This window comes from Pokkaliibacter plantistimulans (genome assembly GCF_003194385.1).
Classification (GTDB): Bacteria; Pseudomonadota; Gammaproteobacteria; order Pseudomonadales; family Balneatricaceae; genus Pokkaliibacter; species Pokkaliibacter plantistimulans.
Map to the genome: position 1 here is coordinate 37,773 of NZ_LAPT01000055.1, position 17,737 is coordinate 55,509.

At 59.6% G+C, this 17,737-nt stretch carries 19 protein-coding genes; 8 read left to right on the forward strand and 11 right to left on the reverse strand.

The window, feature by feature from the left end; genetic code table 11:
• Nucleotides 1-16 precede the first annotated feature (16 nt).
• The gene (locus WH50_RS12250; RefSeq protein WP_110187565.1) at nt 17-1,279 is read right to left on the reverse strand and encodes an MFS transporter; all 1,263 of its coding nucleotides are present in this window, start codon (nt 1,277-1,279) and stop codon (nt 17-19) included.
• A 173-nt stretch (nt 1,280-1,452) separates the two neighbouring features.
• Entirely contained in the window at nt 1,453-2,211 is a 759-nt protein-coding gene (locus WH50_RS12255) for an SDR family NAD(P)-dependent oxidoreductase (protein WP_110187608.1), read from the reverse strand.
• Nucleotides 2,212-2,457: 246 nt separating this feature from the next.
• Here WH50_RS12255 and WH50_RS12260 point away from each other — a divergent pair, with 246 nt between their 5' ends.
• Both WH50_RS12260 and WH50_RS12265 read left to right on the forward strand, forming a co-directional pair.
• On the forward strand, nt 2,458-3,366 hold the full coding sequence (locus WH50_RS12260) for a LysR family transcriptional regulator (protein ID WP_207780283.1): 909 nt from the start codon (nt 2,458-2,460) through the stop codon (nt 3,364-3,366).
• Nucleotides 3,367-3,607: 241 nt separating this feature from the next.
• On the forward strand, nt 3,608-4,777 hold the full coding sequence (locus WH50_RS12265; RefSeq protein ID WP_110187567.1) for a Gfo/Idh/MocA family protein: 1,170 nt from the start codon (nt 3,608-3,610) through the stop codon (nt 4,775-4,777).
• A gap of 26 nt (nt 4,778-4,803) precedes the next feature.
• Here WH50_RS12265 and WH50_RS12270 read toward each other — a convergent pair whose 3' ends face one another.
• Complete coding sequence (locus tag WH50_RS12270; protein WP_104156540.1) at nt 4,804-5,247, reverse strand: VOC family protein; 444 nt, start codon at nt 5,245-5,247, stop codon at nt 4,804-4,806.
• A gap of 277 nt (nt 5,248-5,524) precedes the next feature.
• On the opposite strand from WH50_RS12270, the gene WH50_RS12280 reads away from it, so the two are divergent.
• The 4 genes from WH50_RS12280 to WH50_RS12295 all read left to right on the forward strand — a co-directional run bounded on the left by WH50_RS12280 (nt 5,525) and on the right by WH50_RS12295 (nt 9,305).
• Nucleotides 5,525-6,064 carry an MOSC domain-containing protein gene (locus WH50_RS12280; protein ID WP_110187569.1) on the forward strand — a complete coding sequence of 180 codons (540 nt, stop codon included), beginning with the start codon at nt 5,525-5,527 and terminating at the stop codon, nt 6,062-6,064.
• Between the two features lie 70 nt (nt 6,065-6,134).
• Nucleotides 6,135-7,163: a DUF2157 domain-containing protein gene (locus tag WH50_RS12285; protein WP_110187570.1), complete on the forward strand. Its 1,029-nt coding sequence runs from the start codon at nt 6,135-6,137 to the stop codon at nt 7,161-7,163.
• On the forward strand, nt 7,163-7,579 hold the full coding sequence (locus WH50_RS12290) for a hypothetical protein (RefSeq protein WP_110187571.1): 417 nt from the start codon (nt 7,163-7,165) through the stop codon (nt 7,577-7,579). Before WH50_RS12285 ends, WH50_RS12290 begins: the two co-directional genes overlap by 1 nt.
• A gap of 118 nt (nt 7,580-7,697) precedes the next feature.
• Nucleotides 7,698-9,305, forward strand: coding sequence for an inorganic phosphate transporter (locus WH50_RS12295; RefSeq protein WP_207780284.1), 1,608 nt, complete (start codon nt 7,698-7,700; stop codon nt 9,303-9,305).
• A 127-nt stretch (nt 9,306-9,432) separates the two neighbouring features.
• Here WH50_RS12295 and WH50_RS12300 read toward each other — a convergent pair whose 3' ends face one another.
• A complete protein-coding gene (locus tag WH50_RS12300) occupies nt 9,433-9,978 on the reverse strand; it encodes a glutathione peroxidase (RefSeq protein ID WP_110187572.1) in 546 nt (181 codons plus the stop codon).
• A gap of 236 nt (nt 9,979-10,214) precedes the next feature.
• Here WH50_RS12300 and WH50_RS12305 point away from each other — a divergent pair, with 236 nt between their 5' ends.
• Both WH50_RS12305 and WH50_RS12310 read left to right on the forward strand, forming a co-directional pair.
• Complete coding sequence (locus WH50_RS12305) at nt 10,215-11,144, forward strand: LysR family transcriptional regulator (protein ID WP_104151641.1); 930 nt, start codon at nt 10,215-10,217, stop codon at nt 11,142-11,144.
• An 80-nt stretch (nt 11,145-11,224) separates the two neighbouring features.
• On the forward strand, nt 11,225-11,683 hold the full coding sequence (locus tag WH50_RS12310) for a GNAT family N-acetyltransferase (protein WP_110187573.1): 459 nt from the start codon (nt 11,225-11,227) through the stop codon (nt 11,681-11,683).
• Between the two features lie 71 nt (nt 11,684-11,754).
• Here WH50_RS12310 and madM read toward each other — a convergent pair whose 3' ends face one another.
• The 7 genes from madM to WH50_RS12345 all read right to left on the reverse strand — a co-directional run bounded on the left by madM (nt 11,755) and on the right by WH50_RS12345 (nt 17,730).
• Nucleotides 11,755-12,519 (reverse strand): malonate transporter subunit MadM, encoded by a 765-nt coding sequence (gene madM, locus WH50_RS12315; RefSeq protein WP_110187574.1) that lies wholly within the window; start codon nt 12,517-12,519, stop codon nt 11,755-11,757.
• A 9-nt stretch (nt 12,520-12,528) separates the two neighbouring features.
• Nucleotides 12,529-12,933: a malonate transporter subunit MadL gene (gene madL / locus WH50_RS12320; protein ID WP_110187575.1), complete on the reverse strand. Its 405-nt coding sequence runs from the start codon at nt 12,931-12,933 to the stop codon at nt 12,529-12,531.
• 206 nt (nt 12,934-13,139) lie between these two features.
• Nucleotides 13,140-14,045, reverse strand: a complete 906-nt coding sequence (locus tag WH50_RS12325; RefSeq protein WP_110187576.1) for an ACP S-malonyltransferase — start codon at nt 14,043-14,045, stop codon at nt 13,140-13,142.
• Nucleotides 14,039-14,809 (reverse strand): malonate decarboxylase holo-ACP synthase, encoded by a 771-nt coding sequence (locus tag WH50_RS12330; protein WP_110187577.1) that lies wholly within the window; start codon nt 14,807-14,809, stop codon nt 14,039-14,041. The genes WH50_RS12325 and WH50_RS12330 overlap by 7 nt, the downstream gene beginning before the upstream one ends.
• Nucleotides 14,809-16,518, reverse strand: coding sequence for a biotin-independent malonate decarboxylase subunit beta (locus WH50_RS12335; RefSeq protein ID WP_110187578.1), 1,710 nt, complete (start codon nt 16,516-16,518; stop codon nt 14,809-14,811). Before WH50_RS12335 ends, WH50_RS12330 begins: the two co-directional genes overlap by 1 nt.
• The gene (gene mdcC, locus WH50_RS12340; RefSeq protein ID WP_104151648.1) at nt 16,511-16,828 is read right to left on the reverse strand and encodes a malonate decarboxylase acyl carrier protein; all 318 of its coding nucleotides are present in this window, start codon (nt 16,826-16,828) and stop codon (nt 16,511-16,513) included. The genes WH50_RS12335 and mdcC overlap by 8 nt, the downstream gene beginning before the upstream one ends.
• Nucleotides 16,828-17,730, reverse strand: coding sequence for a triphosphoribosyl-dephospho-CoA synthase (locus WH50_RS12345; RefSeq protein ID WP_110187579.1), 903 nt, complete (start codon nt 17,728-17,730; stop codon nt 16,828-16,830). The genes mdcC and WH50_RS12345 overlap by 1 nt, the downstream gene beginning before the upstream one ends.
• Nucleotides 17,731-17,737: the final 7 nt, after the last annotated feature.

The following is a 17,737-nucleotide window of genomic DNA, read 5'->3' on the forward strand; positions in this document are numbered from 1 at the left end:
ATGCCGGGCAGCGTCGTTATGGCTGTACAGGAGGCTGCTGCGCAGCAGGCTGCCCGGGAATACGGGTGATTTCGCCTGCCTTCAGCGTTTGCCGATGGGTCAGTAACGGGAACAGTTTCATCCACAGTGCGACAACGGCCAGGGTGCCGAGCCCGCCTACCACAATGGCGGGCACCACGCCGAGCCAGGCGGCAGTCACACCGGATTCAAATTCCCCCAGCTGGTTGGAGGTGCCGATAAAAATGGAGTTGGCGGCACTGACGCGGCCGCGCATTTCGTCTGGCGTTTCCAGCTGTACCAGCGTAGAGCGGATGACCACGCTGATCATGTCCGACGCCCCCAGCACCCAGAGTGCCAGCAGTGACAGCAACAGGTGGGTAGACAGACCAAAAGCAATGGTGGCCAGCCCGAACATCGCCACCGCGGCGAACATGATCTTGCCTACATTGCGTCGCAGCGGGCGGCGGGCCAGATACACGGACATCATCACTGCTCCCAGCGCGGGTGCACAGCGTAGCAGACCGAGCCCCCACGGGCCGGTGTGCAGAATATCTTTGGCAACGATGGGCAGCAGGGCCGTGGCACCGCCAAGCAGGACGGCAAACATATCCAGAGAGATGGAGCCGAGGATCATCGGATTACGGCGAATAAAGACCATCCCGCCCAGCAGTGATTCCATGCTGACCGGCGCTTTGGCGGGCGCCTTGTACTCATACTGCAGGTTGAGCAGAAAGATCGCTGAAATCAGGAAGCACACCACACTGCTGCCATACAGGGCGGTCGGGCCAATCAGGTAGATCAGGCCGCCCAGGGCCGGGCCTGCAATTACAGTGGCTTCGCGGGCAGAAGCCATAAGAGCCACCGCACGTGACAGCAGATCAGGCGTTATCAGGTTGGGCAGCAGTGCCTGCGTGGCGGGCATCTCAAAGGCACGGGTCGCTCCCAGTGCGGCGGCACAGGCATAGATCATGGTGGCGCTGATGGAGTGGGTGAGATTGCCCAGCACCAGCACCGATACCGTGATGGCCATCACCAGCCGACAGATCAGCACGATGATGCGGCGGTTGTACTGATCAACCATATGGCCAGCCACCAGTGTCAGCGCCAGTTGTGGCAGAAACTGGGCCAGACCGACCAGACCCAGATTGAGGGCGCTGTTGGTGAGGTCGTACATCTGCCAGCCGATGCCCACGGCGAGCATCTGGAAGGCAAAGGAGGATGCGATCTGGCCAATCCAGAAGCGCATGAAAGCTTGGTGTTTCAGCAGGGACGTTTCCACTGTGTTGATCCGGGTGCGGTAGTGCGGAAGGGAAAGGTCCAGTAGTGTACCCGACTTGATTTTTATTTAAACAAACGATTAAACAACGTTGGTCGGCCAGGCCGGAACAATCCGCTGACGGAGTGCCCGGCTCAGCCAGCGATCATTGCTGACCGCTGTATCCGGAGGAAGGGTTACAGGAACATACCGCCTGATGCTTCAATTCTCTGCGCATTGATCCAGCGGTTGTCGTCGGAGAGCAGTGAGGCAATCACGCCGCCAATATCATCGGGCAGGCCAACCCGGCCGAGGGCCGTCTGTGAGGCGACAAAGTTGTTCACCTGCTCGTTGTCGCGTACCACACCACCGCCAAAGTCGGTCTCGATGGCACCGGGTGCCACCACGTTGACGGCAATCCCCCGTGCTCCCAGTTCCTTGGCCATGTAGCGGGTCAGCACTTCGATGCCGCCTTTCATCGCTGCATAGGCGGCGTATCCGGGCAGGGCAAAGCGGGCCAGACCGGTCGACAGGTTGACGATACGACCGCCATCCGCCATCAGTGGCAGCAGGGCCTGAGTCAGGAAGAAGGTGCCCTTGAGATGGATATTCATCAGGGTATCGAACTGTTCTTCAGTGGTTTCCATAAAGCTGGCGTGAATGCCGATACCGGCATTGTTGACCAGAAAATCGAAATGCTCGCGCTGCCAGTGCTGTGCCAGTGTCTGTTTTACCGTTGCGGCAAACGCGGGGAAGCTGCTGGCAACGGCCACATCCAGCTGCAGGGCCATGGCTCTGGCACCGGCTGCCGCGACCGCCGCGACGACTTCTTCCGCCTCAGCCTGCTGGCTGCGATAGGTGAAAATCACATCCACCCCTTTGCGGGCCAGATGCATGACGGTATTCCTGCCCAGACCACGGCTGCCGCCGGTTACGATTGCGATTTTGTTGCTCATGCTGTGCTCCATCTTTTGCTGGTGAAGGGCTGCTGGTGAAGAGCTGCCGGTGAAAGGCTGCGGGTGCGCTGACGCAGTGGAATGCAGCTCAATGCAGATCAGAACGGGCTCTTTGTCTGTGCCTGAATGCAGGCTGGTGTGACGGGAGCCTGATCTGTTGAAAGGCAGTCTATATTTCGTATCTGACCGGATAAATCAGCTATCCGTGTTTATACTGTTCGCCATGTCCGAACAGTAGGTGAGCTGATGAAAGAGCTGGATGCCATGCAAATCTTTATAAGGGTAGCTGAGCTGGCCAGTTTTACTGCTGCCGCTGACAGCCTGCGGCTACCCAAGTCCAGCGTTTCCACGGCGATCCAGCAGCTGGAAGAAATGCTCGATACCCGCCTGCTGCACCGGACTACCCGCCGTGTCAGCATGACGCCGGACGGTCAGGTGTTCTATGAACGCAGCAAGGACCTGCTGGCGGATATGGATGACCTGCGCACGCTGTTTCGGCATGAACAATCACAGCTGCAGGGGCGGCTGCGGGTGGATATGCCACTGGCGGTGGCACGTGACGTGGTGTTACCCAGACTGTCTGAGTTTCTGCAGCAGCATCCGGCTCTGAATATCGAAGTATGCAGCACCGACCGGCGTGTCGATCTGGTACGCGAGGGCTTTGACTGCGTTTTGCGCGCCGGGCATCTGGGCGACAGCAATCTGATCGCCGTGCCGGTCGGCCAGTATTACAACGTCAATTGCATCAGTGCCGGTTACGCCGCACGTTTCGGCATTCCTCAGACTCTGGATGATCTGGCCGGGCACCGGCTGGTGCATTACGTGGTCGAGCTGGGTGGCCGCCCCGATGACTTTGAATACCATGACCCTGCTCTGCCGCAGCAAACGGGCTATGTCCCGATGGCCGGTGCGGTAACCGTCAATAACTCCGAAGCCTATCTCAGCGCCTGTCTGGCCGGGCTTGGTATTATCCAGACCCCGCTGACCGGGGTGAAATCCTACCTTGCCTCCGGCGCATTGATTGAGGTGCTGCCTGAGTTTCGTCTGGCGCCGATGCCACTCTCTTTCGTTTATGCCAATCGTCGCCATTTGCCACGGCGGGTGAGGGTATTTATGGACTGGGTCAGGGAGATCATGGGCGAGAAGCTGCTTTAATTGCCTTTAAAACTACCTTTTACAGCCAGGCTGGAAGGGCTTGTTCCCCGCACATGTCATACGGGCTGATGGCAGAGTCGATGATTGTTTTTATTTCGTGAAGACATCTTTTGGAATTTTTGCGCTCTTTTTTCGTTGTCTGCCTCCTCATCGCCAGATAAAAACAAGGTCCTGACACCACACTCTCGCAGCGCCCGGCGCTGCCGATGGATGCGTGGACTAACAAGAAAAGGAGGTGGGAATGAGTAGCTTCAATGTCGGCGTTATCGGCATCGGTGATATCAGCGATGTCTATTTCGATAACCTGAAACTGTTCGATATTGTCAGGGTGCTGGGCTGTGCCGGACGTGATCTGGGCAAGGCCGAGGCCAAGGCGGCACAGCATGGCATTCCGCGAGCCTACCGCGATGCGATGGCGCTGATTGCAGACCCCGACATCGACATCATCCTTAACCTCACTCATCCCGCGGTACATGCCGAACTGAATCTGGCCGCACTGGCCGCAGGCAAGCATGTGTACAGTGAGAAGCCACTGGCCGCCAGCTTTGCCGATGGTCAGCGGATCATGGCTCTGGCGAAAGACAAAGGCCTGCGCGTGGGGTGTGCGCCGGATACCTTTCTCGGTGGCCGCTTGCAGGCCTGTCGCAAACTGATTGATGACGGCGTTATTGGTCAGGTTACCGCTGCCAGTGCCTTTGCTGTCAGCCATGGCATGGAGTGGTTTCATCCCAATCCTGCCTTTGTTTATCAGCAGGACTGCGGCCCGCTGCTGGATATCGGGCCCTATTATGTGACGGCACTCTTGTCTCTGCTCGGAACGGTCGAAAGTGGCTGTGCCCTGTCCAACCGCGCTTTTGCACAACGCACCATGCACTACGGCCCGCAGCAGGGGGAAACCTTCGAGGTCGGGGTAGATACCCATATCTCGGGCAATCTGGCGTTCAGCAACGGTGCAGTTGCTACTATCGTGACCAGTTTTGATGTCTGGGATTCGGAGCTGCCACGGTTGGAAATCTACGGCACCAAAGGCACGCTGTGCTTGCGGGATGTGGACCCTTGCGACGGTCCGAACCTGTTTGGTGGCACCTTGCTGCTCAGGACCGAGAGTAACTATCGCTGGAAAAACATGCCGCGCCAGACGCCCGGCAGTGACTGGATTGAGGTGGAAAGCCGCCATCCGTTTAACTCCGTCAGCCATGCCCGGAACAGCCGTGGTATCGGGCTGGTCGACATGGCCTACGCCATTCGCGATCAGCGCCCGGAGCGCGCCAGTGGGGCGATGGCACTGCATGCGCTGGAGGTGATGGATAAGCTGATCAACTCCGCCAGAAGCCGGACATTCTTTACCACCGAGACCCGCTTTGAGCGCCCGGCTGCGTTACCGATCGACTTTCCGGCCAGCGAGGGCTGAGCAGCGCTGATGAGGCAGCGGCTGCGTTACTGTTCCTGCAGGCGCAGCAGCTGCTCGAAGTCTTCCGCGCCCGGCCCCAGCGGCTGACCGAAACTGAACTCTACATAGTTACCGTTAGGGTCACGCAGGCCACAGTAATACCCCACCGGGAATGCCTCCTGACGGGGTGCCCAGACCAGACAACCGGCCGCCTCTGCGCGCGCGGCCAGTTTGTCCACCTCGGCTCTGGAGCCGAGGGCAAAGCCAAAATGACGGTAATCATTACCGGCCAGCTGCAAGTCTTGCCCACCGTTCATCAGTACAAAGATAAAATCGCTTTCCCGCCCGGGTTCGGCCATCCAGACAATCTGTTTGGCACCATGGCGCCGCTCGTGAATGGTGTACATGCCACAGTAGTCGGCGTAGAACGACACGCAGGCATCAAGATCGACCACATGCAGCGCAATATGGGTTATCCGCGGGCTGGGCATAGGCACCTCACTGATGGCGCTGGCTGACAGAACAATGAGCTGTTTATGGCCCCCGCAGGGGGGATTTCAACGCATTCACGTGCAGGAACCGGTTCTTACTCTTCACCACTACAAAACCGTTGTCGCTTTTAGCTACTACCAAATCGTTGTCACTCTTCACCAATACAAAACCGTTATCACTCTGAACAGGCCAAATAACCGTGACCCTGCTACCCTTGCCGACAGCGATCGCGATGGTCTGTAACAGGCCATCACACATCAGGGAAAAGGAAACTCCATGGCACAGGTAGTCGCAGTCAGCTGTTCAGAGCAGCACACATTTTCCAAACAGCCCGCCCGTCAGATTGAGCTGATCAAGGGCGAAGGGGTGGTGGGCGATGCCCATCGCGGCGTCACCGTACAGCATCGCTCCCGCGTCGCCAAAGATCCCAATCAGCCTAATTTGCGCCAGGTTCATCTGATCCAGCAGGAGCTGATCGAAGAGCTGCAGGGCAGAGGGTTTGCGGTCGAAGCGGGGACCATGGGCGAAAATATCACGACCTGTGGTCTTGATCTGCTGGCGCTGCCCACTGGCAGTGTGCTGACAATCGGGGAAACGGTGCGCATCGAGGTGACGGGATTACGCAACCCCTGTGCTCAGCTTGACCGCTATCAGCAGGGGCTGACCGCTGCAGTACTGGATCGGGATGAGCATGGTCAGCTGATCCGGCGCGCCGGTGTCATGGGTGTTGTGCTGCATGGCGGACCGGTGCAGGCGGGGGATAGTATTGCGATTAGCCTGCCTGCGTTACCCCATGCCCCTCTGGCGCCAGTATAAGAGTGCGGCGGAGCGAGCATACCCGATGGTGGGGCAAGCAAGATCGCTTGCCCGAACAGGAGTTACACGGATGAAACTGACCAGAAAGTCACTGGATCAGGCCGTTGAACAGCAGATTATCAGTGCTGATCAGGCCGAGCGGTTATGGGGGTTCTGGCGTAGCCAGCATGCCAATACGCCGCAATTCGACTTTACCCATGTGCTGTATTATCTCGGCGGCATGATCGCCATCGGCGCCATGACGCTGTTTATGAACCTCGGCTGGGAGGAGTTCGGTGGCTGGGGGGTGTTCTTTATTTCGTTGCTGTATGCCGGAGTGGGCCTGTGGTTTTCCCGCCATTTTGCCGACAGGGGGCTGATGATACCGGCGGGCATTTGCGCCACCTTCGCTGTTGCCCTGACGCCGCTGGCCATCTATGGCCTGCAGCAGGCACTGGGGGTCTGGCCTGATGACTCACCTTACCGCGATTACCATCGCTATATTCGCTGGCACTGGCTGTATATGGAGCTGGGAACGCTGGCGGTGGGGTGCATGGTGCTGTGGCGCTACCGTTATCCTTTTCTGGTGATGCCGATTGCCGTCACCCTCTGGTACATGTCCATGGACCTGACCACCATGCTTAACGGTGGGGACTATTCGTGGGAGCTGCGCAAGCTGGTGTCGCTTTATTGCGGTGCGCTGATGATCGGGCTGGCGCTGTGGGTGGATATCCGTTCACGCTTCAGTGCCGACTATGCGTTCTGGATCTACCTGTTTGGCGTGATGGCATTTTGGGGCGGCATGACGCTGCAGCATTCCGACAGTGAACTGAACAAGTTTATTTACTGCTGTATCAACCTGCTGATGATCGTTGTCGGAGTGGTGCTGATGCGCCGGGTGTTTGTGGTCTTTGGGGCTATTGGTGCCTGTCTGTACCTGGGGCATCTGGCGCAGGATGTGTTTGAAGACAGCTGGCTGTTTCCCGTCGCCCTGACCGCCATCGGCCTGCTGGTGATCTACCTCGGTGTACTCTGGCAAACGCAGGAACAGGCGCTGACTCAGCGTGCCCGCCAGCTGTTACCGACTGCCTTGCGGGAACTGCTGGAGCACCGTCAGTGATGGATATCTCAACCGCGCTGCGCCGGGGTGTTCATCGTTTTGTCGGCCTGGTGGTGATGGTGCCGAGCACGCTGATCGCCCTGTATCTGTCGATGACAGGGATTGGCTTTGAGCTGGGAGCCTATCAGCACCAGTCATCGCTGTATGCGGCGATGGCGGTACTGGTGGTCTTTGTAACGGGCTGGAGTGGCCTTTGTGCACTCTGGCTTTTGTACTTTTCCGTCAACCAGCAACGCCAGCTGCTCAAGCCGAAAACCGCAAGAATCGGAATGGGCTTACTGCTGTTCAGTTGCATTGCACTGATGCTGCTGTCTGGCGGTAACGTGCGTGTGCGGATTCTGCTCCATGGCTGGCCACTCTGGGCCGTGGCCTACTTCTATCTTGCCCATCGTGAGCTGCTGGCCAGCAAACCATAGCGAGCTGCCATAGCAGGGAAAATTGTAGGAAAACTGGTATCAAAGTGTCACAGCGCAGTCATCCGCCCTTCGTACGCTCAGGTCTCCACATGACTTGGCACAGAGGATGGATAGTCAGATGGCACATATGGAAAACACATCGGGTGCTATGCCATCAGGAGGGGTGGGCGGGATCTCTCGTATCAGCTGGTTCTTCGCCGCGCTGTTTCTGATCACCACCCTGTATTTTCTCAACTGGGGCCTGGGTTATACCCAGCACAACGCTCCCCTGATCTTCGTTCTTGCCTGCCTGTTCGGGCTGTTCATGGCGTTCAATATTGGCGGCAACGATGTCGCCAACTCCTTTGGTACCAGCGTCGGTGCCGGCACGCTCAGCATCAAACAGGCGCTGGTGATTGCGGCCATTTTCGAGGTCAGCGGCGCGATGATTGCCGGTGGTGAAGTCACCAAGACCATTCGTGACGGTATCGTCGATCTGTCACGGATGACCATCGCCCCCATGCAGTTTGTCTACATCATGATGTCGGCCTTGCTGGCCGCGGCACTGTGGCTGCTGTTTGCCACCAAAAAGGGCTACCCGGTTTCCACGACCCATTCCATCGTCGGCGGTATCGTCGGCAGCTCCATTACGCTGGGGATTCTGCTGAGCGGCACTGACTCGGCGCTGGCCTTGGTGCAGTGGGGCAAGATCGGCACGATTGCCCTGTCCTGGGTGATCTCACCGGTGCTGGGCGGCGCAGTGGCCTACGCGCTGTTCTACCTGATCAAGAAGCACATTCTCAACTACAACGACGATGCTGACCGGCAGCTGAAAAATATCAAACTGCAGAAGAAAGAGCTGAAGAAGGAGCACAAGAAAGCCTTCGAGCGCATGAGCGAGATTCAGCAGATTGCCTACACCTCGGCCATGGCGCGTGATGCCCATGCACGGGAAGACGATGACTTCGACCCGGCCGAGTTTGAGACGGACTACTACCGCAAGCAGCATGAGCTGGAAAGCCAGAAAGGCGATGTGCGTGCCAATCAGGCGCTGGAAATGTACGTCCCTGCGGTGGCCGCGCTGGGGGTGATGATCATCTCTGCCATGCTGATCTTCAAAGGCCTGAAGAACATGCATCTGGGCCTGTCGACCATCGACAACGTGCTGATCATGCTGATGGTCGCGGCAGCAGTGTGGATGGTGGTGTATATCTTTACCCGCACCCTGAAGGGCAAGTCGCTGGATACTTCTACCTTCCTGCTGTTCAGCTGGATGCAGGTGTTTACCGCCTCGGGCTTTGCGTTCAGCCACGGTGCCAATGATATCGCCAACGCTATCGGCCCCTTTGCTGCCATCATGGATGTGCTGCGTACCGGCGAAGTCGGCTCACAGGCAGCGGTCCCTCCTGCGGCGATGCTGACGTTCGGTGTCGCACTGATTGTCGGGCTCTGGTTTATCGGTAAGGAAGTGATCGCCACCGTTGGTCATAACCTGACCAAGATGCATCCCGCATCAGGCTTCTCGGCGGAGCTGGGGGCGGCCATTGTGGTGCTGCTGGCGTCCACCTTCGGCATTCCGGTATCCAGCACTCATATCCTGATCGGTGCCGTACTGGGTATTGGTCTGGTCAATCACCAGACCAACTGGGGCATGATGAAACCTATCGCTCTGGCCTGGATCATCACCCTGCCTGCAGCAGCGATACTCAGCGCCGTTATTTTTCTGGGGCTGCAGGCCGCGTTTTAACCGGTACACAACAACGTTTTAACGGTTACACATAAACTGTTAATGGGTGAAAAACTGTTAATGGGTACATAAAAACCAAGGGCCGGATAATTCGGCCCTTAGTTTATTCAGCAAGGCTGATCAGGGATCACGCCTTGGCCAGCTCAGCCTCGACCGCCTCAGAGATGGCGGCGGAATCCGGGGTGATACCGGGTGCCAGACGGGCCGCGATCTGGCCATCACGGCCAATTACGAACTTCTCGAAATTCCACACCACTTCAGGGGCCGCAGTCGGCTCGATCTGATAACCGCGCAGCATGGTTTCCATGGCTTCACGCTGGACAGTGGTGGGTTCAGCGCTGGTCAGATGGGCATACAGCGGATGCTTGTCTGCCCCCGTCACTACGATCTTGCTGAACATGGGAAAGGTTACATCGTAGGTGGAAGTGCAGAACTGCTGGATTTCCTCGTCAGTGCCCGGCTCCTGTCCCTTGAAGTCATTGGCGGGGAAGCCCAGCACCTCAAAACCGCGTTCCTGATAGGTCTTGTAGAGCTTCTCCAGCCCTTCGTACTGTTTGGTCAGGCCACACTTGGAGGCCACATTCACCACCAGCAGCACTTTGCCTTTGTAGCTTTCCAGCGTTGTTGCTTCACCTTTGATGGTGTTGACCGGGATAGTGTAGAAATCGGACATGAGGTTTCCTTAGGGTTCGTTTGGTCTTGAGAAAGCCGTTACTCGGGGTCAGCAACCAGAGCGCTGATCAGCTCTCCATATTGCTGCTGCAGGGGGAGATCAAGCCTTATCCAAGGTTGTTTGTCATGTCATAAGAGTGTTTCAGCACTACGAATATTTGTACTCTGTGACTTTCGCCTGGCACTTGAGTGAACTGCACTTTGCAGTAGGCCACCATAAAAACAACAGGAACCCTCATGCTCGATGACGCTATCACCCTGAAAAAGCTGGAAGTCTTTCTAACCTTTATGCAGACCGGCACGTTGGCGGAGGCAGCATCGGCGCTGGGGATGAGCACCGTTAGTATCCATCGTGCCATTCACTCGCTGGAGGAAGGGCTGAAGTGTCCGCTGTTCCGGCAGGAAGGGCGCCTGCTGACACCGCTGCCCAGTGCCCGGGTGCTGGAGGAGCAGGGGCGACAGGTGCTGGCTGCGCTGGAAGAAGCCGTCAAGGCGACCCGCGAGACAGCAGGTATCCACTCCAATCAGTTCAAACTGGGAGCGCTGTATTCCCTGACGCTGGCGACGGTGCCCAAGCTGATTGCCGGCCTCAAGTTACGCAAGGGCGATCTCAATATCGAGCTGACCCTCGATTCCAATCAGGTGCTGTTCCGTAAACTGCGTTCACTGGAGCTGGATGCCATTCTGGTGTCGCTGGACCGTGATTTCAGCGAGCCGGACTGTCTGGCGCTGCCGCTATTCAGTGATGACATCTTTCTCGCTGCGCCGCTGGGATCACCCTATGCCGACAGTCAGGAGGTGGGGCTGCCCGAGCTGAAAGATGCCACCTTCGTCACCCTGACGCAGGGGTTTGCCACCTACACCGACAGCTTTCGTGCCTTTGAGCGGGCCGGGTTTACTCCCAATGTGGTCATGCAGGTCAGTGATATTTTCTCGCTGATCAGCATGGTCAGCGCCGGGATGGGTTATGCCCTGTTACCGGGGCGCGTAGAGGCGGTGTTTGAAAACAAGATTCAGCTGATTCCCCTCAAGGACCCGTGCCGGATGCAGCAGCATATTGCCATGGTGTGTCTGGCCAGCCGTGAGCGCGATCCGCGTATCCTGCACTGTATCGCCGAGTGTCGGGCTTATGCCCGGCAGTATCTGCAGGAGAAGCAGGGTGTGTAGGCCATCCTTTTCGGCTATTGATAGAAGCGCGGTGGCCAACAGTGGCTGCCTGACTTTCCCACTGGTAATGGAATCCCATCATGCATGTTGCGCTCGAATCCCCTAATCAACCCGATGTTATCGCCCTGATCAGCGAGCTGGATGCCTATCAGGACACGCTCTACCCGCCCGAAGCACGCTACGCCCTTGATCTCTCCTCCCTGCAGCAGCCCAACGTGATATTCGCCGTGGCACGCAATGATGAAGGTGCGGCGCTTGGTTGTGGTGCGGTGGTGTTGCAACAGGGCTTCGGCGAAATCAAACGGATGTATGTCCGTTCCGCCGTAAGGGGGCAGGGCACGGCGCGGCAGATTATCGAAACGCTGGAAGCAGCCGCGCTGGATCGTGACTGCACCTTGCTGATGCTGGAGACCGGTCCGTATCAGACCGAAGCGTTGGCGTTTTACAGCAGGCAGGGGTATGCACGCTGTGCGCCCTTTGGGGATTATCCTGATCATCCGTTGAGTGTTTTTATGCAGCGTTTGTTGGTAAAGCAGTGATCCACACTCACTTCCACTCTTACCAAAAAGCCCCGTCCTCAGGACGGGGCAAACGCTATGACGCGGGTAAATCAGGCGGCAATGCCGCGGACGATAAAGAACAGGAGTGACGGGCCAAGCAGGCAGCCAAGGGCGGTGTAGAACGCCGCGGTGAGGCAGCCGTAAGGCACCAGTTTGGGATCGGTGGCGGCAAGGCCTGCGGCGACACCGCTGGACGTGCCCATCAGGCCGCCGAAGATAACAGCGGTACGCGGGTTGTTAAGGCCGATATAGGGCGCAACAAAGGGCGTGGCGATCATCACCAGAATGGCTTTGACCAGACCGGCTGCGATGGAGAGCGCCATCACCTCGGAGCTGGCACCAATGGCCGCCCCCGTGACCGGGCCGACGATGTAGGTCACGGCACCTGCGCCGATGGTGGTCAGGCTGACCGCATCGGTATAGCCAAAGGCCAGCGCCACCACCACACCGGCGACGAACGAGGAGCCAATCCCGAACAGCAGGGAAATCACGCCGGGCACACCTGCGCGTTTCAGCTCATCGATGTTCACCCCGAAGGCCGTGGCGACAATGGCGAAATCGCGCAGCATCGCACCCCCCATCAGACCAATGCCGGACAGCACGGAAATATCCACCAGCCCCTTCTTACCGCCGGTAAACAGGCCACCGAAGTAGGCCAGCAGCAAGCCAAGAAAAATAGCGATGGCGGAGCCGTGCAGGCGGCCTTGGGTAAAGCGTTGGGAAATCCAGTAGGACAGCCACATGGTGGCACCGATCACGGCAAAGCCACTGACCAGACCGTAACTGCTGATGACTTTTTGCAGAGCTTCGTACATGGCGGCACCTTAGGCTTGAGAAGTGGCAGATTCGGCTTTGACGCTGTTAGCGGTGGCGACGGGCTTTCCCATTTTGTCGAGCAGTGGTACCAGCGCGAACCCCGCAATCACGGCCACCACCCCGGCGGTAATGGCCATCGGGCCGCCGCTCAGTGCGCCGTACACATTTTGCTGGGCGGCCATGGCGACCACCACGGGGATATACACCGCGCTCCAGAACTCGATGCCCTGTTCCGTCTTGGGGTTCATCAAACCGCGCTTTTGCAGATAGGTGCCGGCAAAGATCAGCAGGATCATGGCGATCCCGACGCCGCCGACGTTGGCCGGTACGCCGATGGCAATACCGAGTAGTTGACCGATATAGATACCCGCCAGGGTACAGATGGACAGTAGTGCGACTCCGTAAATGATCATGGTGTGTCTCCAGCTTGGCTATTGTTTTTATTGCCTGTTAGAACGCGTTTACGGTCTTGCTTTACCTTTTCAGATTAAAAAGGCGGTACTGCAGTTTTCGTTGCTTTGTGGTCCTCATCGTCAGGGGGAGGCTATCCCGCTCATACCCGTACATCTCAGTGCTCTTTGGTTCTTTTCAGTGCTCTTCAGTTCTCTTCTGCTCGTCTTCAGTTCTCCGCCCGAAAGCCGTGCTGGCTGCTGACAGCAAGGCACTGACCCTGTGGCAGCAGACGCCTGAACAGGCTGGTCAGCGTGGCGCCCGGCGGCATTTCCAGCACCCGTTCGATGCCACGTTCCACCAGCATCTGGCTGGCAGCATGCCACCTTACCTGCCGGGCCATATTCCAGGCCAGATCATCAGCGATGTCCTCCGCCTTGCGGATAACTCTGGCCCGTGCCGCGCTGATATAGGCGCAGCGCGGCGGGCTGAATTCGACGCTGGCCACGGCATGTTGCAACGCTGCTGCAGGCTCCTGCAGCAGCGGGCAGTGAGATGGCACACTGACTTCCAGCAGGCGGGCGGCGCAGCTTTCCTGCTGCTGTACCAGTGTTGCCGCGGCCTGCAGGGCGTCAGAGCGACCGGCCAGTACCCACTGGTTCCCTGCATTCAGATTGGCCAGCCAGACGGGCTGCTGCTGTGCCTGCAGTTGCGCCACACTGCGTTCGACACAATCCAGACTGGCACCGACCAGTGCCAGCATGCCGTACCCCTGTGGAAAGGCCTGCTGCATCAGCTCGCCGCGCAGGCGGACCAGCCTGATCGCATCGGCAAAACTCAGGCTGTCAGCGATGACGGCTGCAGCATAGGCGCCAATGGACAAGCCCATCACGTAATCGGCCGTGATGTCCTGATGACGCAGCCAGCGCGCCCAGGCCACCCCGCTGATCAGCAGTGCCAGTTGCACATTACGGCTGTGCAGCAGTGCTTCAGCGCTGTCCAGATCGCTGAGAGGCTGCGCCAGCAGGCTTTCTGCCTCCTCCTGCACCTGATGAAACACCCCATGATCCGGCCAGCCCTGCAGCATGCCCGGTTGCTGTGCACCCTGACCGGGGAAGGTGAACGCCGTCAGCATGGGCTTGTCTCTGCGGGCGTTGCCGATTCGGCCGGGCAGGCGTGTGGCCTTGCCTGCCAGGGATCGGTCACCAGCTGCGGGCCAGCATTGCTCTTGAGCAAAATGCCTTGGCGCAATACCGGGCCCGGCCGGTTGTCGCTTTGCGCTGCCCACTCCGCCAGAGCGACGGCGCCCAGTGGCGTTTCCAGCTGAATATCCACCCGGCACAGTGGCGACAGGCCGAGCAGCTGCGACTGCCATTCTTGCGCCAGTGCCGGGCTGATGTGCGAAGGCGTGCGGATCAGCAGATCCAGATCACTGTCGTCATGCAGCAGTGGCTGTCCGCTGGCCAGTTCATAACCGAGACTGCCGGTAATGCCCCAGCGCAGGCCAAGCTCAGCCGCCCGCCCGGCAAGCTGATCGAGCATGCGCAATACCGGATGCGTCAGGCGCAGCGGGTGTCGGCACCAGCGCTGTTCGCTCACCAGCTGCTCCGGTGTCAGGCGCTCCAGCACTGCCGCACGCGGCAGGTAAGCGGCATAACGTTCAGCTTTGCTGGCACCTCGTACTCCGACGGGCAGCAGGTTGGCCGACGGAGGCTGGTCCCGGCGGATCACCACCGGACCCTGCACCTGTGCCAGCCACGCAGGAAGAGGGGTGATGCTTTCTGCTCCCGGCTGGGGGGCGGGCAGTAGTGCCGAGCGCGCCGCCCACAGCAGGTCATGCGCGGTCCAGTCACTCTCCTGCGCTGTGCCGGGCTGCCCAGCGGAGACGGCACGCTGCATCAGTGTGACTCCGGCTGCCAGCTCTGGCGCAAGCACTGTCTGACTTGCCGCGAGGCACCGCGATGTTCGCCCTGCAGGCGGCACTGCAGATGGCGATCATCAGCAGGCAGTTGCTGCAAAGCCTGCGTCAGCGCCTGCCGAACCCGCTCAATGTCCGCTTTATCGGGGTCGTCGGCATGCTGCACCGGAATCAGGCCTTCAATCAGCCCAAGGCTGGCGAAACTGTGTACGTCGTAGGCCATCGGCGGAATGCTGGCGGCCAGCTCATCCAGCTCGGCTTCACTGCGCAGGGTGACCCGTGCCGCTGAAGCCTTACCCATGGCGTGGATCAGTACCTTGCTGTCATCCAGCGCGAAGATGCGGTTGGCCTGATAACCGTGGGCGAGGAAGGCGCCCGACATGGCCTTGCCGACCAGCAGCGACAGCAGCGGATGGCCAGCCAGCCGTGCTCCGGCATAGGCAGCAGCGGCAGCGGCCAGCGCCTGATGGATACCCAGTGCTTCTTCGCGGCGGCCATAGGCCTGACTGGGCACATCGACGATGGCGATCAGTGCGCGTTTGACGGGCAGTTCAGCGTCAGCCCGTTGCGTCTCTTCAATCAGACTGGCCAGCGCCCAGCCTTCCAGCAGGCCGACTTCACCCTGACGGGCGCGGGGGAAGTGATTGCTGGCGTCAGGCCGGATAAGGATAAAACGACAGGCACGTCCGCCCAGCTCGCCATCGGCATAGCACACCGAGGGCACGGCGGCGCAGCGCCAGTCCGTTGCTGCGATCAGTGCCTGGCTCCATTGCTCACCCCGGCTGCTGCCCCAGTGCAGGTGGCCTGCCTCTGGCTGCGGTGCCGAAGCAGCAGGCTGTTGCAGGGCGAAGGCCAGCAATGTGCGGGCCTGCAAAGCGCTGATCTGGGTGTCGGTGTCGAGCTGCTGCAGGGCGGCCAGCATGGAGTCGGCACGGTCAGTGCGGTGGCTGGCGGGCAGGCCCTGTTGCAGCAGGCGGAGGGTCGCAGCACGCACAGCATCAGCATCATCACTGACAAAGGCATCCACCAGCGTACTGGCTACGCGCTGCTCGCCACCGGTCAGGCTCCAGATAAACGGGCGGTCGCGGGAGTCGTATTCGGCCACGCCGGCTTCCTGCTCGATGACCTGCGGGCCATTCAGGCCCAGACGGCCTTCCCGCGTCATCAGCAGATAGCTGCACAAGCCTGCTGCGATACCCATGCCGCCAAAGCAGCCGACCGGGCCGGTAATGATGCCAATAACGGGCTGATACTGGCGCAGCTCCACCACTGCCGCATGGATTTCAGCAATAGCCGCCAAACCCAGATTGGCCTCCTGCAGGCGCACTCCGCCGGTTTCCAGCACCAGTACCGCGCAGGTGGGAATACCCTGACGGTTGTCTTCAATCGCCAGCTCCAGTGCACCCGCTATCTTGGCCCCGGCCACTTCACCGAGGCTACCGCCCTGAAAGGCACCTTCGATGGCGGCCACCACGGCAGGCTGGCCATTCAGCCGCCCCTTGCCGATCACCACGCCGTCATCAAACTGGGTGACGATGCCTTGTTTCGGCAACCAAGGTGACGTCAGTCGGGCGAAGGGGTCCAGCAGTTCGGTAAAACTGCCGGGGTCGAGCAGGGCGGCGACCCGTTCACGGGCGCTGAGTTCAATAAAGTTGGCAGGTTGCCATCCTGTTGCGACGGGCTCAGCCATGGCTCACCTCCTGATCCTGCAGGGCCAGCTCCAGCGCCTGCTCAATGCGCAGACGAATGACACCGGGAGTAGCGGCGAAGTCGTGAATATCCATGCGCATGGCAGGGAAGGGCTGCACCGCTTCGATGCGCTCCAGCACCTGACGCCAGCGCGTTTCGCTGCTGGGGCTGGAGGTGAGGATATGAATATCGGCCTGTGCGGTGGTGCAGGGCTCGATCATCACTTCAAGATCACCGGAGCCGACGTAACCGACGAGGGCCCGGCGTTTGACGCCTGTATGGGCAGGGCGTTGAAAATGCAGGTTTTCCATCACTGCTCCTTATCGTTGTTGTTATCTGCACAGAGACTGTCGACGAACAGGGTGGCGGCCAGCAGATCAGCGGCACCTCCGGCGGAAGCGTTCAGTGCCAGCAGCTGCTGTTCCAGTTGCAGCAGTGCCCGGCGGCCAGCCAGTGCGCCACAGCCTCCCAGCGCCAGCACCTGCTGCGCGCCGGTTTGCAGAGTACGCAACCCGGCCATGCCTGCACGCGAGAGCACGCAGGTATCACTGAGGTGAGTCATGATCGCCAGCAGCGCATTGAGGCGGGCAATGGTTTCGCTGTCGCCGCGCTGACGGCTGCTGCGTAACTGCGGCAATGCCTGTTGCTGAATCTGCGGGAAGCCTTGCTGCGCCTGCTCCCGCGCACCGCTGACAGCATAGCGCTGGCAGGCCGTGCTGCCCTTGCTGGCAGAGCGCTGATGCAGCAGCGCCGGGTCAGGTAAGCGGGCCAGACGGGCGGCACCGTGCAGCAGCTGATCACTGTGAGTGCGGGTAATCAGGCCATCGGCGCTGTGTTGCGCGGCGGCGGCAGTCAGCAGACCCAGTGCCCAGATCGCGCCCCGATGTGTGTTTACACCGCCGGTGGTGGCCAGCATCGCCGCTTCCGCTTCACGCCCCAGCAGACCCAGCCGGGCCCGCAGATACAGTGGGTTATCGCTGTGCTGAGCGGCGGCGGCCATCTGCGCAAAATAGGGCTCCAGACAGCGTGCCGAATCCAGCATCAGCTGCAGATGCATATCGCTGTGCACGCCCTGACCACGCTGATCCACCAGTGCCGGTTTGGGGCTGAGCAGGGCTTCCTGTTCCAGCGCCCAGCGCGCGCTGGCGGCCAGTTGTCGGGCGCTGTCATGGGGAGTGAGCCTGCTGACAGGCTGCAATGAGGGGAGTGACATCGCTCAG